The following is a 21,671-nucleotide window of genomic DNA, read 5'->3' as shown; positions in this document are numbered from 1 at the left end:
GCCCGAACCGCCCCGACCGCCCGACGCCGGCCTCCGCACGCCGACCCGTCCCCGACCCGATCCGCACCCGAACCACCGAGGGAAGCAGCTGTCATGACCGTCCCAGTCTTCACCCTGGACACCACCCGGAGCGTGGACACCTCCCCGGAGGCCAGGCTGTCCCGGCAGCGCTTCCTGCGGGAGCACGTCGGGCAGGTGTACGAGGAGCTCACCGAGGAGCGCACCGTCCACCTGCGGCTGGACGAGCTGCTGCGCCGGGCCGGGGAGCGCTACCCCGGCCTGGTGCCCGACCAGGCGCGGCTGGCCGCCGAACACGGGCTGCGGCAGGCCGACAAGGAGGGCCTGGAGATCGACCAGGGCATCTTCCTCCAGGCCGTCCTCGCCGACCCCGAGTGCGGCCGGCACCTGATCGACGCGATGCTGCGCCCCACCCCGCGCGCGCTGGAACTGCTCCCCGAGTTCAGCCGCACCGGCAGCGTCGACCTCGGCGTGGTCCGGATCGAGCGCCGCGACGGCACCGCCCACCTGACCGTCCACAACGACCACTGCCTGAACGCCGAGACCAACGCCCATGTCGAGGACATGGAGACCGCGGTGGACCTCGCCCTGCTCGATCCGGCCACCGAGGTCGGCGTGCTGCGCGGCGGGGTGATGACCCACCCGCGCTACCAGGGCCGCCGGGTGTTCAGCGCCGGGATCAACCTCACCGAGCTGCACGAGGGCACCATCTCGTACGCCGACTTCCTGATGCGCCGCGAGATCGGCTACATCAGCAAGATCTACCGCGGCCTGCTGGTCGACGAGGACCGCGCGTGGCCGCAGCGCACCCTGGAGAAGCCCTGGGTGGCCGCCGTGGACACCTTCGCGATCGGCGGCGGGGCGCAGCTGCTGATGGTCTTCGACCACGTGATCGCCGCCGCCGACAGCTACTTCTGCCTGCCGGCCGCCCAGGAGGGCATCGTCCCCGGGCTCGGCAACCTGCGCCTCACCCGGCTCGCCGGCGGCCGGGTCTCCCGCCAGGTGATCCTCGGCGGGCGCAAGATCCGGGCCGGCGAGCCCGACGCCGCCACGCTCTTCCACGAGGTGGTCGAGCCCCAGGCGATGGACGCGGCCGTGGAGGCCGCCGCGGCCCGGCTCGCCGGTCCGGCGGTGGTCGCCAACCGGCACATGCTCAACCACGCCGAGGAGCCGGTCGAGACCTTCCGCCACTACCTCGCCGAGTTCGCCCTCCAGCAGGCGCTGCGGCTGTACGGGCTGGACGTGATCGCCAAGGTCGGCGCGTCCTGGACCCGCCGCCCGAAGGACGCCTGATGCGCCCGGTCGAGGCGATGCTGGAGATCCTCCGGGCCGAGGGCGTCACCACCGTCTTCGGCAACCCGGGCACCAGCGAACTGCCGTTCACCGACGCGCTCAGCGCCGCCGGGGACATCGACTACGTGCTCGGCGCCCACGAGGGCTCGGTGGTGGCCATGGCGGACGGCTACGCCCGGGCCACCGGCCGCACCGCCTTCGTCAGCCTGCACATCGCGGCCGGCCTCGCCAACGGCCTGGTCGGGCTGCTCAACGCCAGCCGCTCGCGCACCCCGATGGTGGTCACCGCGGGCCAGCAGGACCGCCGCCACCTGGCCTACGACCCGATGCTCTCGGGCGACCTGATCGGCCTGGCCGCCGCGGCGGTCAAGCAGACCTTCGACGTCCAGCACGCCCACGACCTGCCGCTGATGCTCACCCGGGCCTTCGCCGCGGCCCGTCGCGCCCCCGCCGGGCCGGTGTTCCTGTCCATCCCGATGGACCTGCTCACCGAGGACGTCCACGTCGAGGTGCCGGCCCGCTCCACCCTGGCCCCGCAGGGCCCGGCCACCGAACTCGCCGCCGCCGCCGAGCTGTTGGCCGCGGCCGAGCGCCCCGCCATCGTGGCCGGCGACGCGGTCGGCCGCGACGGGGCGGTGGCCGAACTGGTCGCCGTCGCCGAGGCGCTCGGCGCGGTGACGTACCATCAGCCGATGAACGACAACCTGGACTTCCCCACCTCGCACCCGCTGTACGGCGGCATGCTGGTCGCCACCCACGCGGCGATCCGGGAGACCCTGGCGGAGCACGACACCGTCCTGATCGTCGGCACCCACGCCTTCATGGCCCACCACTACACCCCCGGCTCCCCGATCCCGGAGACCACCACCGTCCTCCAACTGGACGCCGACCCGGCCGAACTGGGCCGCAACTTCGGCGTCCGGCTGGGCCTGCACGGCGCGCTGCGCCCCTCGCTGGCCGCCCTCGCGGAGGAACTCGCCGGACGCGTCCCGCGGGCCGCCGCCCGGACGGCCGCCGCCGGCCGGCGGGCCGAGGCCGGGTGGGCCGCCACCGAGGCCGCCGCGCTCGCCGCGTACGGCCCGGGCCCGCTCGACCCGCTGGCCGCCGCGCACGCCGTGGCCGCCGGACTGCCCGAGGACGCCGTGGTGGTCGAGGAGGCCATCACCACCGGCCTGCGGCTGCGCCAGGTGCTCCGCCAGGACCGCCCCGGCTCGTACGTGCACACCGTCGGCGGCGGCCTCGGCTCCGGCATCGGCGCCGCCGTCGGCCGCCGGATGGGCGACGACAGCCGCCCGGTGGTCGCCGTCCTCGGCGACGGCTGCGCGATGTTCGGGCTCCAGGGCCTGTGGGCGGCCGGCCACTACGGCGTGCCGGTGACCTTCGTGGTGATGAACAACGGCGAGTACCGCACCCTCAAGGAGACCCTGGACGGCTGGGACAGCAGCTCCAGCCGGCGCGGCCGCTACCTCGGCCTGGACCTGGCCTTCGGCCCGGACAGCGGCCGCCACCGGCTGGACTTCCGGGCCGCCGCCGAGTTCTTCGGCATCGACGCCGTCCGGGTCTCCCACCCCGACGAACTCACCGAGATCGTGGCCAAGTCGGCGTCCGCGACCCGGCCGCTCCTGGTCGACGTGCCCATCACCGGGCACACTCCGCACCGATGAGGGAGGTGGCCGCGATGAGCGGTCTCATTCAGCTGGACGCCGGGCCCGACCCGGCCCTGTCCGGCGGCGAGCTCCAGGTCCGCGAGCCCGCCACCGGACTCCCGATCGCCGTGGTCGCCCTGGCCGCCGCCGCGGACGTGCCCACCGCCGTGGCCGCCGCCGGGCGGGCCCAGCCCGGCTGGGCGGCGACCCCGGCGACCGAGCGCGCCGCCGTGCTGCGCCGCGCCGCCGCCGCGCTGGAACGCCACCGCGCGGAGGTCGCCGAGCTGCTGGTCCGCGAGGGCGGCGCGGTGCGCGGCAAGGCCGAGTTCGAGGTCGGCGCGGTCCTCGACGAGCTGTGGTCCGCCGCCGCGCTGCCCACCCGCCCGAACGGCCACCTGCTGGCCGCCGAGCCGGGCCGGGAGAGCATCGGCCGCCGGGTGCCGCTCGGGGTGGTCGGCGTGATCAGCCCCTGGAACGTCCCGCTGGTGCTGGCCATGCGCGCGGTCGCCCCCGCGCTGGCCCTCGGCAACGCCGTGGTGGTCAAGCCCGACGTGCACACCCCGGTCTCCGGCGGCCGGGTGATCGCCCGGCTCTTCGAGGAGGCCGGCCTGCCCGCCGACGTGCTGCACGTCCTGCCCGGCGACGCCGAGGTGGGCGAGGCCCTCGTCGGGCACCCCGACGTGGCGATGATCGCCTTCACCGGCTCCAGCGCGGTCGGGACCCGGATCGGCGCGGTCGCCGGCGGCATGCTCAAGCGCGTCTCGCTCGAACTCGGCGGCAACAACGCCCTGATCGTCCTCGACGACGCCGACCTCGACGCCGCGGCCTCGGCCGGGGCCTGGGGCTCGTTCTTCCACCAGGGCCAGATCTGCATGGCCGCCGGGCGCCACCTGGTGCACCGCGCGGTCGCCGACCGGTACCTGGAACTGCTCGCCGAGAAGGCCCGCCGGCTGCGCGTCGGCGACCCCTTCCGCGAGGACGTCGACCTCGGCCCGCTCATCGGCGAGCGGCAGCTCGACCGGGTCGAACGGATCGTCCGCGCGTCGGTGGCGGCCGGCGCCGTGGTGCTGGCCGGCGGCGCCCGCCGCGGCCCCTACTTCGAGCCGACCGTGCTGGCCGGAGTCACCGCCGACATGCCCGCCTTCACGGAGGAGGTCTTCGGCCCGGTCGCCCCCGTCACCGTGGTCGCCGACGACGACGAGGCCGTCGAACTGGCCAACCGCACCGCGTACGGGCTCACCGCCGCCGTCCAGACCGGCTCGGTGCGACGCGGACGGGCGATCGCCGACCGGCTGCGCACCGGCATGGTCCACATCAACGACCAGACCATCAACGACGAGGCCCATGTGCCCCACGGCGGCCGCGGCGCCTCCGGCAACGGCAGCCGGCACGGCTCCGAGCACAGCTGGGACGAGTACACCCAGTGGCAGTGGCTGACCGTCCGCGAGACCCCGGCGAGGTACCCCTTCTGATGGCCGACACGACGCGGGTGCGGTACGAGCGCAAGGGCCGGGTCGGGTACGTCACCCTCGACCGGCCCGAGGTCCTCAACGCGATGGACCTGCGGATGCACGAGGAACTGCGCGCGATCTGGGACGAGATCGAGGCCGACGACGAGGTCTGGGTGGTGGTGCTCGCCGGAGCCGGGGAGCGGGCCTTCTCGGTCGGCCAGGACCTCAAGGAACTGGCCGAGCGGGTCAAGGCCGGCACCTCCACCTCCACCTTCGGCAGCCGGGGCAGGCCCGGCTTCCCCCGGCTCACCGAGCGGTTCGCCTTCGCCAAGCCGGTGGTGGCCCGGGTCCAGGGCTTCGCCATGGGCGGCGGCTTCGAGCTGGCGCTGGCCTGCGACGTCATCGTCGCCGCCGAGGACGCCGTCTTCGCGCTGCCCGAGGCGAAGCTCGGCCTGATCGCCGGCGCCGGCGGTGTGTTCCGGCTGGCCCAGCAGCTGCCCTACCGGGCCGCGCTGGGCCACCTGATGACGGGCCGCCGGCTGACCGCCCGGCGCGCCCTGGAGTACGGGCTGGTCAACGACGTGGTGCCGGCCGGGGAACTGGACGCCTGCGTGGACGGCTGGGTGCGCGACATCCTGCGCTGCGCCCCGCTGTCCGTGCGCGCGGTCAAGGAGGCGGCGGCCGCGGCCCTCACCACGCCGCTGGAGCGGTCCTTCGCCACCCGCCACGTCTGGGAGGAGCGCCGGATGCACAGCCGGGACGCCGAGGAGGGCCCGCTGGCCTTCGTGGAGAAGCGCGAACCGGAGTGGACCGGCACCTGACGCGACGACGACGAGGAGGCCGCCACCGGGGATCCGGTGGCGGCCTCCTGTCGTACGGGGACGGCGACTACGGGACGACGACCAGGCGCTTGTGCCGGGTGTCCTCGTCCTGCCAGGCCTGCTCGATCCCGGACAGCGGCACGGCCTGGGTGTCGATCCGGATCTCACCGGCGACGGCGGCCGCCATCAGGCGGTTGAACATGTCCAGGAAGGCCTGCGGCGGCGGGAAGCCGCCGCCGACGATGGTCAGGCCCGCGCTGCGGACGGTGCCGGCCGACAGCTCGATGGTGGCGCCCGCCGACTCGCCGATCTGCACCAGCCGGGGGCCGGAGCTCTTCAGGTGGAAGTCCTTGCGGGTCATCGCGGTCAGCAGCGCCTCGGTCGGCTTGCCCCACAGGTAGTCCAGGATCACGTCGTACCCGGTGTCGCCGGCCGCGGCGGCGAACGCCTCGGCGATCTCCTCCTGGGTGCCGTTCAGCGACACGGTGGCGTCCGCGCCGTACCCGCCCAGGGTGTCCAGGACCTCCTGGTCGCGGCCGGCGGCGACGACGCGGCCGGCGCCCAGGTGCTTGGCGATCTGGATCGCGAGCTTGCCGGCGGCGCCGGTGGCGCCCAGCACCAGGACGGTCTCGCCCGGCTGGAGCTTGGCGGCGTGCTCCAGCGGGATCCACGAGGAGAGCGCCGGGTTGGGCAGCGCGGCGGCGGTGAGGTCGTCCACGCCGTCCGGCACCGGCCAGGCGAACGGGGCGCGGGCGACGGTCAGTTCGGCCATCGAGCCGTACGGCTTGCGCGGCCCGCCGAAGAACACCCGGCTGCCGTCCTCCAGCCGGCCGACGCCGTCCAGGCCGACCACCGCGGGCAGGTTGTCGGAGCTGGCGAAGTGGCCGCCGCCGGCCACCGCCTTGGTGGAGGGGTTGAGCGCGGCGGCCAGGACCCGGACGAGCACCTCGCCCTCGCCCGCGACCGGCTCGGGGAACCGCTCGAAACGGGGCGGCCGGCCGAGCGTGTGGAGGACTGCGGCGTCCATGGTGCTACTCCATTCAGAGGTGATCGGGGCCAAACGGGCCCCGGTCCCCGGCCGTGGCGGGCCGGGGACCGGGCGGAGATGATCAGTCGAGCAGGCCGGCTTCCCGGGCGACGAGTTCGAGCTCGGCCGGGGAACCGGTGAAGATGGTGCGGACGTGCTCGGTGACGGCCTCGACCGGCCAGTCCCACCAGGCGATCCGGGCCAGCCGCTCGATGTCGGCGTCCTCGAAGCGCTTCTTGATCAGCTTGCCGGGGTTGCCGCCGACCACGCCGTAGGCCGGCACGTCGGAGGTGACCACGGCCCGGGTGCCGATGATCGCGCCGTCGCCGATCGTCACACCCGGCATGATCACGGCCTCCCGGCCGATCCACACGTCGTTGCCGATGACGGTGTCGCCGCGGCTGGCGATGCCGGCCAGGGTGTCCACGGTCCGCGCGGTCCAGTCCCCGCCGAACATGAAGAACGGGTAGGTGGTGGAGCCGATCATCGGGTGGTTCGCGGCCGGCATGATGAACTGGGTGCCGGTGCCGATCGCGCAGTACTTGCCGATGACCAGCCGCTCCGGACCGAAGTTGTAGAGGACGTTCCGGGTCTCGAAGGCCGCCGGGTCGTCGATGTCGGCGTAATAGGTGAATTCCCCCACCTCGATCAGCGGCGAGCTGATCAGGTTCTTCAGGAACACCACCTTGTTGTCCATTCCCGGAAGGAACGTCTGGGAAGGATCGGGGCTGACGGACATGGCTCTCCTCGAGCGGAACTATTCCTTGACGGCGGTGACGAACAGGAAATTGCCGGGGCCGGACAGGTCGCGCACGGTCATTCCGGCGTCGGCCAGCCAGCCGGTGAGCTGCTCCGGGTCGAAGGAGCCGCGGTGCGCCTGGCGCTCCAGCTTGCGCTGGAAGTGGCGGTAGAGCGGGTCGGCCGCCTGGCGGAAGGTCAGCACGGTGAAGGTGCCGCCCGGGCGCAGGCAGCGGCCGACCTCGCGGATCGCCTGCTCCGGGTCGGGGATGGCCTGCAGGGCGTTCCAGCAGTTCACCCCGCCCAGCGAGGCGTCGCCGAACGGCAGCTCCAGGGCGCTGCCGCGGACGGTGAGGACCCGGTCCAGCTTGGCCCGGAGCTGGGCCAGCATCTCGGCGGAGAGGTCCAGGGCGATCACCCGGTCCTCGCCGAGCGAACGGGCGAGCACCCTGGTCCAGCGGCCGGCGCCGGCCGCCAGGTCCAGCACCGGCCCCTCGGTGGGCCGCACCTGCCGGGTGAGGTAGGCGTCCTCGTCGTCGAGCGACACCCAGCCGCCCCAGTTGGCGCCCATGATCCGGACGAACCCGGCCCGCAGGCCGCGCTCGTAGCGCCCGGCCAGCAGCGGGTCGCTCGGGCCGGACGGCTCGTCGTGGAAGTCCAGCAGCCCGTCCACCACGGGGAACGCGGCCGAGCAGCCGGCGCAGACGGCGGCCTCGGCGCCGGCGGTCAGCGGCCGCAGGCAGCGCGGGCAGCGGAAGGCCTCGGCGTGGCCCCGGAAGACGTCCGCGGCCGGGGCGGCCCCGGCGGACCGCTCCTCCTCGGGGGCGGGCGCCACGAACGGGGAGACGGTGGCGCCGTGCTCGACGGCCCAGACCGCCTTGGCGCCGGAGTAGGCCAGCAGCGCCCGGGTCTCGGTCGCCCACAGCTCGGCGGCGCGCTCGGCGGGCAGGCCGAGCCACTGGTCGAGCGCGGGGTTGGCGGCCCGCTCCTCGTCGGTGAGGCCCCAGACGGCGGGGGAGGGGAAGACCCGGCCGAGGTTCCACCGGGTGGCGGCGTCCGCGCCCTCGTACGGCTGGAGGCAGCGAGCCAGCCGGGACAGGTCGTCCTCGTCCGCCCCGGTGCCGGCGACGGCGGCGAGGATCCGCGCGCCGTCGTCGGGGAAGTGGCCCAGCAGGAAGAGCAGGGCGGCGCCGCGCCCGGCGTCCGTCCGGCCGTCCCCCAGCAGTCGGAGGTACCGGTCCAGACCGGCGCGGACGGCCTCGCGGGCCGGGAGGCCGCCGTCCGGGCCGGCCGCCTCGGCCAGCAGCCCGAGCAGGAGGGCGAGCCGGGCCTGCCCGGCGGGCGGGACGGTGTCCAGGGCGTCCAGCAGGGCCGGAATTCCGGGGACCGCGCCCGGAACCAGGGAACCGTCCTCCCAGAATTCCGTGACGAGCCGGCGGAAAACACCGTCGAGTTCGGCGGGAACGGAGCCGGTGAATCCGGCGGGAATGGAGCCGGTGAATTCTTCGATCGTGGCGTGCGCGACCGAAATCGCGCTCGTTTCACTCATGGTGCGGAGCCTACCCGTCCCGGTCTGCGCGGCAGATCCGAATATGGTGCGAACTGGGGTGTTCTGAGGGGGATTCAGGGGCTGTAGGGGTGTCCTACGGGATGAGCAGGACGCGGCCGCTGGTGCGGCGCTCCTCGACGGCGGCGTGCGCCGCGGCGGCCTGGCCGAGCGGGAAGCGCGAGTCGATCCGGACGGCCAGCTTGCCCTCGCGCATCCACTGGAAGCAGCGCTCCAGGAAGTTCAGCGGCGGCCAGGACTCGTCGAAGAAGTGCGGCAGGCAGAAGCGGGTGACGTACAGCGAGCCCTTGTCGTTCAGCGTCATCAGGTCCATCGGCGGGACGAACCCGCTCGCCTGGCCGAAGTTGATCAGGTAGCCGCGCGGGGCCAGGCTGTCGAGGTTGGCCTCGAAGGTGTCCTTGCCGACCGCGTCGTAGACCACCCGGACGCCCTCGCCGCCGGTGATCCGCTTCACCTCGGCGGCCTGGTCCGCGGTGCCGCCGGAGACGATCACCGCCTCGGCGCCGGCCTCCTCGGCGACGACGGCCTTCTCCGCGCCGGAGACCACGCCGATGACCCGCGCCCCGCGCATCCGGGCGAACTGGGTGATCAGCGTGCCCACCCCGCCGGCCGCCGACTGCACCAGGGCCCAGTCGCCCTCGGCCAGCGGGTACGCCTCGTGGGTCAGCTTGTACGCGAGCAGGCCCTGCACCGGCAGGCCGGCCGCCTCGCCGAGGTCGATGTCGTCCGGCACCGGGATCAGCTGGGCGGCGGGGGCGATGACGTGGCTCGCGTACGAGCCGGCCGCCAGGGCCCAGGCGACCCGGTCGCCGACCCGCACGCCGGTGACGTCCGGGCCGAGCGCCTCGACGTAGCCCGAGCCCTGGTAGCCGGGCTCCAGCGGGAGCGCCGCGTCGGCCCGGTAGTAGTCGCGCTTGGCGAGGTCGCCGCGCCGGTTGAGGATGTCGAAGAAGGTGACGGCCGCGGCGTGGGTGCGCAGCAGCACCTCGCCCGGGCCGGGCTCGGGCAGTTCGAGGTCCTCCAGCTCCAGCACCTCGGGGCCGCCGTAGGCGTGCTGACGGATGATCTTCATGCGGGTGTCACTCTCTCTGGGAACTCTGCGGGAACGGCCGGCGCCGGCCGGGACGGCGTGGGAACGGGCGGCCGGTCAGCGGGGCTTGGCGTTGAGGTAGGTGCTGAACGCCTTGATCTGGAAGCGCTGGAAACCGGTGAAGGAGATGCCGTCCTTGGAGCGCGAGAAGAGCCCGGGCACCGACTGGCCCTGCTTCCCGGTCGCCGCGGCGTAGTGGTAGAGCATCTTGACCCGGCGCCGGCGGATCTTCTCGTAGCGGCGCAGCATCTCGGCGGGCGTGCCCTTCCCGGACAGCGCCCGTCCGATCACCCAGGCGTCCTCCAGCGCCTGGTTGGCGCCCATGCCGGTGCGCGGCGGGACGGCGTGCACCGAGTCGCCGACCATCGTCACCGGTCCGCGCCCCCACTGCTTGGGGACCTGGTGCAGGATGTGCGGGAAGACCTGGACGTCCTCGTCGCTGATCGACTCCAGCAGCTCGGGCAGCGGGGAGGCGAAGCCGGCGAACCTGGCCCGCAGGTTGGCCACCGCGGACTGCGGCTCGCCGTCGGCGCCGATCGGGCCGGTCCCGTCGGGGGAGCCGGGCGCGCCCGGCGGGACGGCGTCGCCGTCCGCCCACGGCGTCTCGAACGCCCAGTAGAGCATGGACTCGCCGAGCGGGTGCATCACGCACAGACCGTGCTCGCCGGCCATGGTCTGCACCCGGTTGCTGTTGGTCAGCTCCACCGGCAGCGGGGTGGTGCCGTGCCAGGTGGCCCAGCCGGTGTGCTCGGCCGGCGAGAAGCCGAAGAGGTGCTTGCGGACGAAGGAGCGGTGGCCGTCCGCGCCGATCAGCACGTCGGCCTCGATCCGCCGGCCGTCCTCGAAGGTGATCGCGACCGGCCCGTCGGTGCCCGGGGCGGGCTCCTCGATGGCGGCGGCGCGGGCGCCGAACCGCAGCACGCCCGGCGGCAGCGCCGCGGCCAGCACCTCCACCAGCTCGCTGCGGCGGATCACCTTGTTCGGCGAGCCGAAGTCGCGCGCGATCCGGTCGAGGTCGACCTTGACCAGCGGCTGACCGGTCTCCGAGGTGATGTCCACCCGGTCCAGCCGGTGGCCGAGGTCGGTGTGGTCGATGCCCAGCTCCTCCAGGATGCCCGTGGCGTTCGGCCAGAGGATCACCCCGTAGCCGCCCTTGCGGAGCTCGTCCGCCTGCTCGTAGAGCTCGACCTGGTGGCCGGCCCGGGTGAGCGCCAGGGCGGAGGCGACGCCGCCGAGTCCGGCACCGATGATGACGATCTTCATGGAACTGTCTCCTGGGGAGGTTCGAACGGTGGATCAGCGGCCGGTGGCGAGCAGCGGCTCGACGGTGTCGGCCAGCCACGCCAGCACGGTCCGTGCGGTGGTCCGGGAGTGGTCCTCCAGGACCGAGAAGTGGTCGCCGGGGGTGTCCAGGGCGGTGTGCGGAAGGCTCCAGACGGCCTGCCAGCCGGCCGACTCCCGGATCTCCTCGGTCCACGGGTCGGCCGCCCGCACCAGCAGGGTCGGGGCGTCGATCCGCTCCGGGCGCCAGCCGGCGAAGATCCGGTGGTAGGCGCCCATCGCGGCCAGCCGGGTGTCGTCGCTGAGCGCGAAGGCGGCCTCGCGGTCCTTCATCGCGGCGGACATCGACGGCTCCAGCAGCGGGAGCTGGTCGTAGTCGGGGTCGTAGCTGTCGACCAGGGCCACACCCGCCGGGGCCGACCCGAGCCGCTCCAGCCGGGCGGCCACCGCGTGGGCGATCCAGCCGCCGGCCGAGCGGCCCACCAGGACGAACGGGCGGCCGGCGGTGTGCCGGAGCACCGACCCGGCGTGCAGTCCGGCCAGCGCGTCGAGGTCGGCGGGCGGCAGCTCGCCGGACAGGAAGCCCGGCTGCGGCAGCACCAGGACCTCGCGGCGGCCCCGGCAGGCGGCGGCGAACCGGGCGTACTCGTGCGGGCCGGAGACCGGCCCGAAGGACGGCAGGCAGACCAGCACCGGGCCGTCCGGGCTCTGCGCGAGCCGGACGGGCTCGGGGGCCGGGGCGCCGTCGGCGTCCCGGAAGGCGGGCCGGCAGCCGGCGGCGGCCTTGAGCAGGTCCAGCGCGGCCATCGAGGAACCCCGCTCGCAGGCCTGCCAGTAGAGCGTGGCCAGCGGGCCGGCCGGCTCGGCGGCGGCCGCGGCGGCTTGTGCCGGCCTGGTCGATCCGGCCGATCCGCCCGGGCGTTCGGTGAGGCGCTGGTCGAGGCGCTCGCGCAGGTGGGTGGCGAGCAGGGCCGGTGCGGGCTGGTCGTAGATCAGGCTGGTGGCCAGCCGGAGCCCGGTGGCGGCGCCCAGCCGGTTGCGCAGCGCCAGCGCCGTCAGCGAGTCGAAGCCGAGTTCGAGGAACCGCCGCCCCGGGTCGACGTCCTCCGGGCCGGCGTGGCCGAGCACCCCGGCCACCTCGCCGCGCACCAGGTCGAGCAGGATCCGCTCCCGCTCCACCTCCCCGGCGCCCGCCAGGCGGCCGGTCAGCCGCTCGGCGGCGGACGGGCCCGAGGACTCCTCGGGGAACTCCCCGGCCGGTTCCGGGCGCCGGGCCGCGGCGGCCGCCGCCAGCTCGCGCAGCAGTGCGGGCAGCGGGGCGGGAGCCGCGCGGCGGCGGAGGGCGGGAAGGTCCAGCCGGGCGGTCACCAGGGTGGCGTCACCGGCCGCCAGCGCGGCGTCGAACAGGGCCAGGCCCTCGGCGGAGGAGAGCGGGGCGATCCCGCCGCCGACCATCCTGGCCAGCTCCGCCTCGCCGAGGTGGCCGGTCATGCCGCTGCGCTGCGCCCACAGGCCCCAGGCGAGCGACTGCGCGGGCAGGCCCTGGGCGCGCCGGTGCTCGGCGAGCGCGTCGAGGAAGGCGTTGGCCGCGCCGTAGCCGGTCTGGCCCGCGCTGCCGAGGGTGGCGGCGGAGGAGGAGAACAGGACGAAGGCGGCGAGGTCGTGGCCGGCCGTCAGCTCGTGGAGGTGGACGGCGGCGTCGACCTTGGGGCGGAGCACCGTGTCCACCCGCTCGGGGGTGAGCGAGTCCAGGATCCCGTCGTCGAGGACGCCGGCGGTGTGGACGACGGCGGTGAGCGGGTGGTCGGCGGGGATGGCGGCGAGGGTGGTGGCGAGCGCGGTGCGGTCGGCGGTGTCGCAGGCGGTGACGGTGACGGTGGCGCCGAGTGCGGTGAGTTCGGTGGCGAGTTCGGCGGCGCCGGGGGCGTCGGGGCCGCTGCGGCTGGTGAGCAGCAAGTGGCGGACGCCGTGCTCGGTGACGAGGTGGCGGGCGAGCAGGGAGCCGAGGGTGCCGGTGCCGCCGGTGATCAGCACCGTACCGGCCGGGTCGAGCGGCCGGGGCGGCTGCACGGGCACGGGCCGCAGGCGGGCCGCGTGGGCGACGCCCTCACGGATCACCAGCTGGGGCTCGTCGCCGGCCAGGGCGGCGGGGACCGCCGCGTCGGAGGCCTCGGAGCCGTCGAGGTCGAGCAGGACGAACTGGCCCGGGTACTCCGCCTGGGCGGAGCGCACCAGCCCCCACACCGGGGCCAGGACGAGGTCGTCGAGGCCGGGGCCGGCGGCGCGGCGGGTGACCAGGACGAGCCGGGAGTCGGCCAGACGGGGCTCGGCGAGCCAGGCGCGCAGCAGGTCGAGGGTGCCGTTGACGGCGGCGCGGACGGCCGTCGGCAGGTCGGTGCCCTCGCCGGCCGGGGCGGGCAGGTGGTGGAGGACGGTGGCGTGGACGGTCCCGGCGGCGGCGAGCGCGGCCGGATCGGCGTAGCGGACCGGCCCGTCGGTGGAGGCGGGGCCGGCGCCGAGGACGGCGATCGCGCCGGCCGGGAGTCCGCCGGTGGGGGAGACAGGCCGCCAGACGGTCCGGAACAGGGCGCCGTCCGACGCGTCCTTGCGGGGCCCGTCCAGCCAGTAGCGGCTGCGCTGGAAGGGATAGGTGGGCAGGTCGATCCGGCGGCCGCCGGCGAAGGCGGGGGTGAGATCGACCCGGACGCCCCGGACGTGCAGCTGGGCGGCGGAGGCCAGGAAGGCGCCGCGGCCGCCGTGGTCGCGGCGCAGGGTGCCGCAGGTGACGGTGGGGGCGGCCGTCTCGTCGAGGGTCTCCTGGAGTCCGGGGAGGAGGACGGGGTGGGGGCTGACCTCGACGAAGGTGGTGAAGCCCTCGGTGAGCAGGGTGCGGGTGGCGTCGGCGAGTTGGACCGTTTGGCGGAGGTTGCGGTACCAGTACGCGGCGTCCAGGGCGGTGGTGTCCAGCCAGGCGCTGTCGACGGTGGAGTGGAAGGGGATGTCGGCGGTGCGCGGGGTGACGGGGGCGAGCAGGTCGAGCAACTGCGGCTGGAGGGCCTCGACGTGGGCGGAGTGGGAGGCGTAGTCGACGGGGACGCGGCGGGCGCGGATGCCGTTCGCGGTGTACTTCTCGACGAGTTCGTCGAGGGCGTCGGTGTCGCCGGCCACGACGACGGAGGTGGGGCCGTTGACGGCGGCGACGGAGACGCGGTCCTGCCAGGGGGTGAGGTCGAGGTCGTTCGCCGGGAGGGCGATGGAGACCATGCCGCCGTGGCCGGCGATGGTGGTGATGGCCTGGGAGCGGAGGGCGACGACGCGGGCGGCGTCGTGGAGGGTGAGGGCGCCGGCGACGGTGGCGGCGGCGATCTCGCCCTGGGAGTGGCCGATGACGGCGTCGGGGTGGACGCCGTGGGCGTGCCAGAGGGCGGCGAGGGAGACCATGACGGCCCACAGGGCGGGCTGGACGACGTCGACGCGGTCGTAGCCGGGGGCGCCGGGGGTGCCGCGCAGGACGTCGATCAGGTTCCAGTCGGTGAACTCGGCCAGGGCGTCGGCGCATTCGGTGATGCGGGCGGCGAACACCGGTTCGGTGTCGAGGAGTTCGACGGCCATGCCCGCCCACTGCGAGCCCTGTCCGGGGAACACGAACACGGTCTTGCCGGTCACGTCGGCCGTCCCGGCCACCACGGCGGCCGGGTTCTGCCCGGCGGCGTAGGCGGCGAGCGCGGCGCGGTCGGCGTCGACCGCCACCGCCCGGTGGGTGAAGGCGGAGCGGCCGGTGGCCAGCGAGTGGGCGACGTCGGCGGCCGCGAGCGAGGGGTGGGCGTCCAGGTGCTCGGCCAGCCGCCGGGCCTGGGCCCGTACGGCGGGCTCGGTGCGGCCGGACAGCAGCCACGGGGCGCCGGAGCCGGCCAGGGTGGTCTCCCGGTCGGCGGGCTGCTCCTCGGGGGCCTGTTCGACGATGACGTGGGCGTTGGTGCCGCTGATGCCGAAGGAGGAGACGCCGGCCCGGCGCGGGCGGCCGGTCCGCGGCCATTCCCGTTCCTCGGTGAGCAGTTCGACCGATCCGGCCGTCCAGTCCACGTGCGGGGTGGGCTCGTCCACGTGCAGGGTTCGGGGCAGCACCCCGTGCCGCATGGCCAGCACCGTCTTGATCACGCCCGCCACGCCGGCCGCGCTCTGGGTGTGGCCGATGTTGGACTTCACCGAGCCCAGCAGCAGCGGGAGTTCACGCTCCTGGCCGTAGGTGGCCAGCAGCGCCTGGGCCTCGATCGGGTCGCCGAGCGTGGTCCCCGTCCCGTGCGCCTCCACGGCGTCGACCTCGGCGGCGGTGAGACCGGCGGAGGCCAGGGCCTGGCGGATCACCCGCTCCTGGGCCGGGCCGTTGGGGGCGGTGAGGCCGTTGGAGGCACCGTCCTGGTTGACGGCGCTGCCGCGCAGCACCGCCAGCACCGGGTGCCCGTTGCGGCGGGCGTCCGAGAGCCGCTCCAGGACCAGCATGCCGACGCCCTCGGAGAATCCGGTGCCGTCCGCCGCGCCCGCGAAGGCCTTGCACCGGCCGTCCGCCGCCAGGCCCTTCTGCCGGGTGAACTCCACGAACAGGCCGGGCGTGGACATCACCGCGACGCCGCCCGCCAGGGCCAGGTCGCAGCCCCGGCGGCGCAGCTCCTGGATCGCCAGGTGGATCGTCACCAGGGAGGAGGAGCAGGCGGTGTCCACGGTGACGGCCGGGCCCTCCAGGCCCATCGCGTACGAGACGCGGCCGGTGGCCACGCTGCCCGCGCTGCCGTTGCCCAGGTAGGCGGCGACCTCCTCGGGCACCTCGTCCAGCCGGGCGGCGTAGTCGTGGTACATCACGCCGGCGAACACGCCGGTCCGGCTGCCGCGCAGCGACTGCGGGTCGATGCCGGCCCGCTCGACGGCCTCCCAGGAGGACTCCAGCAGCAGCCGCTGCTGCGGGTCCATGGCGAGGGCCTCGCGCGGGCCGATCCCGAAGAAGCCGGGGTCGAACTCGGCCGCGTCGTAGAGGAATCCGCCCCGGGCGGTGGCGCTCTCGGTGCCGAGGTCCCAGCCGCGGTCGGCGGGGAACGGGCCGATCCCGTCGCCGCCCTCGGCGAGCAGCCGCCAGAAGTCCTCGGGCGTGCGCACCCCGCCGGGCAGCCGGCAGGCCATGCCGGTGACGGCGATCGGCTCCTCGGCGATCGCGGTCAGCCGCTCGTTCTGCTTCCTGAGCCGCTCGTTGTCCTTGACCGAGGCGCGCAGCGCCTCGACGATCCGCTCCTGGGGCGTCGTCATGGTGTCCTCTTCCTCAGATGCCTGCGGGGTCCACCGAGGTGCCCAGCGCCAGTTCGACCAGGTCGGTGATGTCCATGCCGTCGATCTCGGCCGCCCGGGCCTGCTCGGCGGCGGCCTGCTCCTCGGCGGCCTGCTCCTCGGCGGCCTCGTCGGCCGCCTCCGCTTCGGGCAGCAGCAGCGCCCGCATCCGCTCGGCCAGCGCGCCGGCGGTCGGGTAGTCGAAGACCGCGGTCGCGGGCAGGCGCAGACCGGAGGCCTGGTAGAGCCGGTTGCGCAGCTCGACGGCGGTCACCGAGTCGAACCCGAGCTTGCTGAACGGGAGTTCCGGGTCCACCTGCTCGGCCGAGGAGTGCCCGAGCACCCCGGCGATCTGCGCCCGGACCAGGTCGAGCACGGTCCGGCGGCGGTCGGCCTCGGAGAGCGCGGCCAGCCGTTCGGCCAGCTTGCCGCCGTCGTTCCCGGTACGGGACCGGGCGGCGCGCCGGGCGGCCGGCCGGACCAGGGCGCGCAGCAGGTGCGGCACCGGGGCCTGCCCGCGCAGCACCGCGAGGTCGAGCCCGGCCGGTACCACCAGCGGGGCGGGGACGGTCAGCGCGTCGTCGAACAGGGCGAGCCCGTCCCGCTCGGAGAGCGTCACCATGCCGCCCCGGCTCATCCGCTCCAGCTCGGCCTCGCCGAGGTGGCCGGTCATGCCGCTGGGCTGCGCCCACAGGCCCCAGGCGAGCGACTGGGCGGGCAGTCCGGCCGCCCGGCGGTGGGCCGCGAGAGCGTCCAGGTAGGCGTTGGCCGCGGCGTAGTTGCCCTGGCCGGGGCTGCTGAAGGTGGCGGCGGCGGAGGAGAACAGGACGAAGGCGGCGAGGTCGTGGCCGGCCGTCAGCTCGTGGAGGTGCGCGGCGGCGTCGAGCTTGGGCCGCAGCACCCGGGCGAGCGCCTCCGGGGTGAGGGTCTCGATCACGGCGTCGTCCAGCACACCGGTCGCGTGCACCACGGCGGTGAGCGGGTGGTCGGCGGGGATGGCGGCGAGGGTGGTGGCGAGCTGGTCGCGGTCGGCGGTGTCGCAGGCGGTGACGGTGACGGTGGCGCCGAGTGCGGTGAGTTCGGTGGCGAGTTCGGCGGCGCCGGGGGCGTCGGGGCCGGTGCGGCTGGTGAGCAGCAAGTGGCGGACGCCGTGCTCGGTGACGAGGTGGCGGGCGAGCAGGGAGCCGAGGGTGCCGGTGCCGCCGGTGATCAGTACGGTGCCGGCCGGGTCGAGCGGACGGGCGGGCTCGGCCGGGGTGGCCCGGACCAGCCGGGGGGCGAGCAACGCGCCGTCGCGCAGGGCGAGTTGGGGCTCGCCGCTGGCCAGCGCGGTGGACAGGACGGCGGCGGCGTCGGTGGTGCCGTCAGCGGTGCCGTCGGTGGTCTCGCCGGCGGTGCCGTCGAGGTCGAGCAGGACGAACCGGTCGGGGTGCTCGGCCTGCGCGGAGCGGAGCAGGCCCCACAGCGGAGCGTGGACCAGGGCGGGCACCTCGTCGCCGGGGGCGGCGGCGATCGCGCCCGCGGTCAGCACGGCCAGCCTGGTACCGGCGAACCGTTCGTCGGCGAGGAACTCCTGGAGCAGGCCGAGGACTTCACCGGTCACCCGGTGGGCGTCCGCCGGTGACCCGTCGCCGGCCGGCGGTGCGGGCAGGAGCAGGACGTCCGGTGCGGCGGCGGCCCCGGCGATCGAGTCCAGGCGGTCCAGCCCGGCCAGGGCGTCGAGCCGGAGTCCGGGCAGGGCCCCGGCGTCGCCGAGCACCGCCCAGCGCTCCGTCCGCTCGCCGTCGGCCGGCGCGATCCGGGCCCACTCCACCCGGAAGAGCGCGTCCCGCTGCCCGCGCCGGGCGGCCCGCAGCTGCCCGGCGGAGATCGTGCGGACGGCCAGCGAGGCCACCGAGGCGACCGGGGCGCCGGTCTCGTCGAACAGGGCCAGCGCCACCGAGTCCGGCCCGGTGGGGGAGACCGTCACCCGCAGCGCCTTGGCGCCGGTGCCGTGCAGCCGGACGCCGCTCCAGGCGAACGGCAGACCGGTGCCCTCGGCCGCGCCCTCCCGGCGGGCCAGGCCCATGCCGTGCAGCGCGGCGTCCATCAGCGCGGGGTGCAGGCCGAACCGGTCCGCGTCGGCGTGCGCCTGCTGCGGCAGCCGGACCTCGGCGTGCACCTCCGCGCCGAGCCGCCAGGCCCGGGTCAGGCCCCGGAACACCGGGCCGTAGCCGTAGCCGGCCCGCTCCAGCCGCTCGTAGAAGCCGTCCAGCTCCACGGCGGTGGCGCCGGCCGGCGGCCAGGCGCCCTGCTCGGCGGGCGGCTGCGCGTCGTCGGCGGCGAGCAGGCCGCCCGCGTGCCGGGTCCACGGCTCGCCGTGCGGGGCGTCCTGGGGCCGGCCGTAGACGGCCACCGGTCGCAGGCCGGACTCGTCGGCCGCGCCGACGACGGTCTGCAGGACGACGGCGCCGCGCTCCGGCAGGATCAGCGGGGCCTCGATGGTCAGGTCCTCGACCAGGCCGCAGTCGACCTCGTCACCGGCGCGGACGGCCAGTTCCACGAAGGCCGTACCGGGCAGCAGGACGGTGCCGGAGACGGCGTGGTCGGCCAGCCACGGGTGGCCGCGCAGCGACAGCAGGCCGGTGAGCACCACCCCGTCGCCCTCGGCCAGCGGCAGGGCCGCGCCGAGCAGCGGGTGCTCGGTGGCGCCGAGACCGGCCGCGGTGACGTCCCCGGTGCCGGAGGACGGTTCCAGCCAGTAGCGCTCGTGCTGGAACGGGTAGGTGGGCAGGTCGACCGGGCGGGCGCCAGCCGGCCGGCCGGAGAGGTCCACCGGGACGCCGCGCACCCAGAGTTCGGCGGCGGAGGTCAGGAAGCGGGCGAGCCCGCCCTGCTCGCGGCGCAGGGTGCCGCAGGTGACGGTGGGGGCGGCCGTCTCGTCGAGGGTCTCCTGGAGTCCGGGGAGGAGGACGGGGTGGGGGCTGACCTCGACGAAGGTGGTGAAGCCCTCGGTGAGCAGGGCGCGTACGGCCGTTTCCAGCTGGACCGGGTGGCGGAGGTTGCGGTACCAGTACGCGGCGTCGAAGGCGGCGGTGTCGGTCCAGCGGCTGTCCAGGGTGGACCAGAAGGGGATCTGCGGGGGCAGCGGCCGCAGGTCGGCCAGGGCGGTGAGCAGCTCGTCCTGGATGCGCTCGACGTGGGCGGAGTGGGAGGCGTAGTCGACGGGGACGCGGCGGGCGCGGATGCCGTTCGCGGTGTACTTCTCGACGAGTTCGTCGAGGGCGTCGGTGTCGCCGGCCACGACGGCGGAGGTGGGGCCGTTGACGGCGGCGACGGAGACGCGGTGCTGCCAGGGGGTGAGGTCGATCTGGTGGGCGGGCAGGGCGATGGAGACCATGCCGCCGTGGCCGGCGATGGTGGTGATGGCCTGGGAGCGGAGGGCGACGACGCGGGCGCCGTCGTGGAGGGTGAGGGCGCCTGAGACGGTGGCGGCGGCGATCTCGCCCTGGGAGTGGCCGATGACGGCGTCGGGGTGGACGCCGTGGGCGTGCCAGAGGGCGGCGAGGGAGACCATGACGGCCCACAGGGCGGGCTGGACGACGTCGACGCGGTCGTAGTCGGGGGCGCCGGGGGTGCCGCGCAGGACGTCGAGGAGGTTCCAGTCGGTGAACTCGGCCAGGGCGTCGGCGCATTCGGTGATGCGGGCGGCGAACACCGGCTCGGTGTCGAGGAGTTCGACGGCCATGCCCGCCCACTGGGAGCCCTGACCGGGGAACACGAACACGGTCTTGCCCGTCACGTCGGCCGTGCCGGAGGCGAAGTCGCCGAGGGCGCCCTGGAGTTCGGCGCCGGTGGCACCGACCACCGCCGCGCGGTGGACGAAGTCGGGGCGGGAGGAGGCCAGCGAGTACGCGAGGTCGGCGGGGGCGGGCGCGGGCTCGGCGGCGAGCAGCTCGCGAAGCCGCGCGGCCTGGTCCCGCAGCGCGGCCGGGCTCTTGGCGGAGAACAGCAGCGGGACCGGTCCGGCCGGCGGGGCCGGGGCTGCCGGGGCGTCGACCGGCGGGGCCTGCTCCAGCACGAGGTGGGCGTTGGTGCCGCTGACGCCGAAGGAGGAGACGCCGGCCCGGCGCGGGCGGCCGGTCTCGGGCCACTGCCGGGCCTCGGTGAGCAGCTCCACCGCGCCGGCCGTCCAGTCCACGTGTGGGGTGGGCTCGTCCACGTGCAGGGTCCGTGGCAGCACCCCGTGCTGCATGGCCAGCACCGTCTTGATCACGCCCGCCACGCCCGCGGCGCACTGGGTGTGGCCGATGTTGGACTTCACCGAGCCCAGCAGCAGCGGGAGTTCACGCTCCTGGCCGTAGGTGGCGAGCAGCGCCTGGGCCTCGATCGGGTCGCCGAGGGTGGTGCCGGTGCCGTGCGCCTCGACCACGTCGACCTCGGCGGCCGCGAGCCGGGCGTCGGCCAGCGCGTGCCGGATCACCCGCTGCTGGGAGGGGCCGTTGGGGGCGGTGAGGCCGTTGGAGGCGCCGTCCTGGTTGACGGCGCTGCCGCGGATCACGCCGAGCACCCGGTGGCCGTTGCGCTGCGCGTCGGAGAGCCGCTCCAGCAGCAGCATGCCGACGCCCTCGCTCCACGCGGTGCCGTCGGCGGCGCCCGCGAAGGCCTTGCAGCGGCCGTCCGCCGCCAGGCCCTTCTGCTGGCTGAACAGTACGAACATGCCGGGGTTGGACATCACCGTCACACCGCCGGCCAGCGCGGTCGTGCACTCGCCCTGGCGCAGCGACCGGGCGGCCCAGTGCAGCGCGACCAGCGAGGAGGAGCAGGCGGTGTCCACCGAGACGGCCGGGCCCTCCAGGCCCATGTGGTAGGCGATCCGGCCGGAGGTGACGCTGGAGGTGGTGCCGGTGCCCAGGTACAGGTCCACGCCCTCCGGGATGTCCGAACCGGTGCCGTACAGCTGCGAGGTGGTGCCGACGAAGACGCCCGTCCGGCCGCCGGCCAGCGACTGCGGGTCGATGCCCGCGCGTTCCACGGCCTCCCAGGAGGTCTCCAGCAGCAGCCGCTGCTGCGGGTCCATCGCCAGCGCCTCGTTCGGGCTGATGCCGAAGAAGCCCGCGTCGAAGCCGGCCGCGCCGTCCAGGAAGCCGCCGTGGCGGGTGTAGCTGGTGCCCGCGGCGCCCGGGTCGGGGTCGTACACCGAGTCCAGGTCCCAGCCGCGGTCGGTCGGGAACTCCGAGATCGCGTCGGTCTCGTCGACCAGGATCCGCCACAGGCCCTCGGGGCTGCGCACGCCGCCGGGGAAGCGGCAGGCCATGCCGATGATCGCGATCGGCTCGTGGAGCTCGTCCTCGAGCTCCTTGAGCCGCCGGTGGGCCTTCCGGGTGTCGGCCACCGCCCGCTTGAGGTACTCGCGAAGCTGGTCTTCGTTGGCCATCTCAGATCAC

Annotated in this window: 11 protein-coding genes; 4 read left to right on the top strand and 7 right to left on the bottom strand. The window is 75.2% G+C overall.

Features of this window, described 5'->3' with window-relative positions; genetic code table 11:
* Positions 1-93: 93 nt before the first annotated feature.
* The 4 genes from dpgC to dpgD are packed head-to-tail and all read left to right on the top strand — an operon-like array spanning position 94 to position 5,229.
* Positions 94-1,311 carry a (3,5-dihydroxyphenyl)acetyl-CoA 1,2-dioxygenase DpgC gene (gene dpgC, locus ACFWP2_RS32035; RefSeq protein WP_380458003.1) on the top strand — a complete coding sequence of 406 codons (1,218 nt, stop codon included), beginning with the start codon at positions 94-96 and terminating at the stop codon, positions 1,309-1,311.
* Complete coding sequence (locus ACFWP2_RS32030) at positions 1,311-2,975, top strand: thiamine pyrophosphate-binding protein (protein WP_380458001.1); 1,665 nt, start codon at positions 1,311-1,313, stop codon at positions 2,973-2,975. Before dpgC ends, ACFWP2_RS32030 begins: the two co-directional genes overlap by 1 nt.
* Positions 2,976-2,989: 14 nt before the next feature.
* Positions 2,990-4,429, top strand: a complete 1,440-nt coding sequence (locus ACFWP2_RS32025) for an aldehyde dehydrogenase family protein (RefSeq protein WP_380457999.1) — start codon at positions 2,990-2,992, stop codon at positions 4,427-4,429.
* On the top strand, positions 4,429-5,229 hold the full coding sequence (dpgD, locus tag ACFWP2_RS32020; RefSeq protein ID WP_380457997.1) for an enoyl-CoA-hydratase DpgD: 801 nt from the start codon (positions 4,429-4,431) through the stop codon (positions 5,227-5,229). Before ACFWP2_RS32025 ends, dpgD begins: the two co-directional genes overlap by 1 nt.
* 67 nt (positions 5,230-5,296) lie before the next feature.
* Here the strand turns inward: dpgD and ACFWP2_RS32015 are convergent, their stop codons facing one another.
* From ACFWP2_RS32015 to ACFWP2_RS31985, 7 genes are all read right to left on the bottom strand, one after another.
* Positions 5,297-6,256, bottom strand: coding sequence for a zinc-binding alcohol dehydrogenase family protein (locus ACFWP2_RS32015; protein ID WP_380457995.1), 960 nt, complete (start codon positions 6,254-6,256; stop codon positions 5,297-5,299).
* An 82-nt stretch (positions 6,257-6,338) separates the two neighbouring features.
* Complete coding sequence (locus tag ACFWP2_RS32010) at positions 6,339-6,953, bottom strand: CatB-related O-acetyltransferase (RefSeq protein ID WP_380457993.1); 615 nt, start codon at positions 6,951-6,953, stop codon at positions 6,339-6,341.
* A 60-nt stretch (positions 6,954-7,013) separates the two neighbouring features.
* Positions 7,014-8,543 (bottom strand): class I SAM-dependent methyltransferase, encoded by a 1,530-nt coding sequence (locus ACFWP2_RS32005; RefSeq protein ID WP_380457991.1) that lies wholly within the window; start codon positions 8,541-8,543, stop codon positions 7,014-7,016.
* Between the two features lie 94 nt (positions 8,544-8,637).
* Entirely contained in the window at positions 8,638-9,633 is a 996-nt protein-coding gene (locus tag ACFWP2_RS32000; RefSeq protein ID WP_380457988.1) for a quinone oxidoreductase family protein, read from the bottom strand.
* Positions 9,634-9,708: 75 nt separating this feature from the next.
* A complete protein-coding gene (locus ACFWP2_RS31995) occupies positions 9,709-10,914 on the bottom strand; it encodes an FAD-dependent oxidoreductase (protein WP_380457986.1) in 1,206 nt (401 codons plus the stop codon).
* Positions 10,915-10,947: 33 nt separating this feature from the next.
* Positions 10,948-16,194 carry an SDR family NAD(P)-dependent oxidoreductase gene (locus ACFWP2_RS31990; protein ID WP_380458028.1) on the bottom strand — a complete coding sequence of 1,749 codons (5,247 nt, stop codon included), beginning with the start codon at positions 16,192-16,194 and terminating at the stop codon, positions 10,948-10,950.
* Positions 16,195-16,240: 46 nt separating this feature from the next.
* Positions 16,241-21,661, bottom strand: coding sequence for a type I polyketide synthase (locus ACFWP2_RS31985; RefSeq protein WP_380457984.1), 5,421 nt, complete (start codon positions 21,659-21,661; stop codon positions 16,241-16,243).
* Positions 21,662-21,671 lie beyond the last annotated feature (10 nt).

It is taken from the genome of Kitasatospora sp. NPDC058444 (assembly GCF_042721415.1).
In the GTDB taxonomy this organism is placed as follows: Bacteria; Actinomycetota; Actinomycetes; order Streptomycetales; family Streptomycetaceae; genus Kitasatospora.
The sequence above is the reverse complement of the archived record's forward strand: the minus strand, read 5'-3'. Positions and strand labels throughout refer to the sequence as shown.

Bases quoted from the DNA above. Each gene is read 5' to 3' on its own strand.
- ACFWP2_RS32015 (WP_380457995.1), bottom strand. From the start codon at position 6,256: ATGGACGCCGCAGTCCTCCACACGCTCGGCCGGCCGCCCCGTTTCGAG.
- ACFWP2_RS32010 (WP_380457993.1), bottom strand. From the start codon at position 6,953: ATGGACAACAAGGTGGTGTTCCTGAAGAACCTGATCAGCTCGCCGCTG.
- dpgC (WP_380458003.1), top strand. From the start codon at position 94: ATGACCGTCCCAGTCTTCACCCTGGACACCACCCGGAGCGTGGACACC.
- ACFWP2_RS32000 (WP_380457988.1), bottom strand. From the start codon at position 9,633: ATGAAGATCATCCGTCAGCACGCCTACGGCGGCCCCGAGGTGCTGGAG.
- ACFWP2_RS31995 (WP_380457986.1), bottom strand. From the start codon at position 10,914: ATGAAGATCGTCATCATCGGTGCCGGACTCGGCGGCGTCGCCTCCGCC.
- dpgD (WP_380457997.1), top strand. From the start codon at position 4,429: ATGGCCGACACGACGCGGGTGCGGTACGAGCGCAAGGGCCGGGTCGGG.
- ACFWP2_RS32025 (WP_380457999.1), top strand. From the start codon at position 2,990: ATGAGCGGTCTCATTCAGCTGGACGCCGGGCCCGACCCGGCCCTGTCC.
- ACFWP2_RS32005 (WP_380457991.1), bottom strand. From the start codon at position 8,543: ATGAGTGAAACGAGCGCGATTTCGGTCGCGCACGCCACGATCGAAGAA.
- ACFWP2_RS31985 (WP_380457984.1), bottom strand. From the start codon at position 21,661: ATGGCCAACGAAGACCAGCTTCGCGAGTACCTCAAGCGGGCGGTGGCC.
- ACFWP2_RS32030 (WP_380458001.1), top strand. From the start codon at position 1,311: ATGCGCCCGGTCGAGGCGATGCTGGAGATCCTCCGGGCCGAGGGCGTC.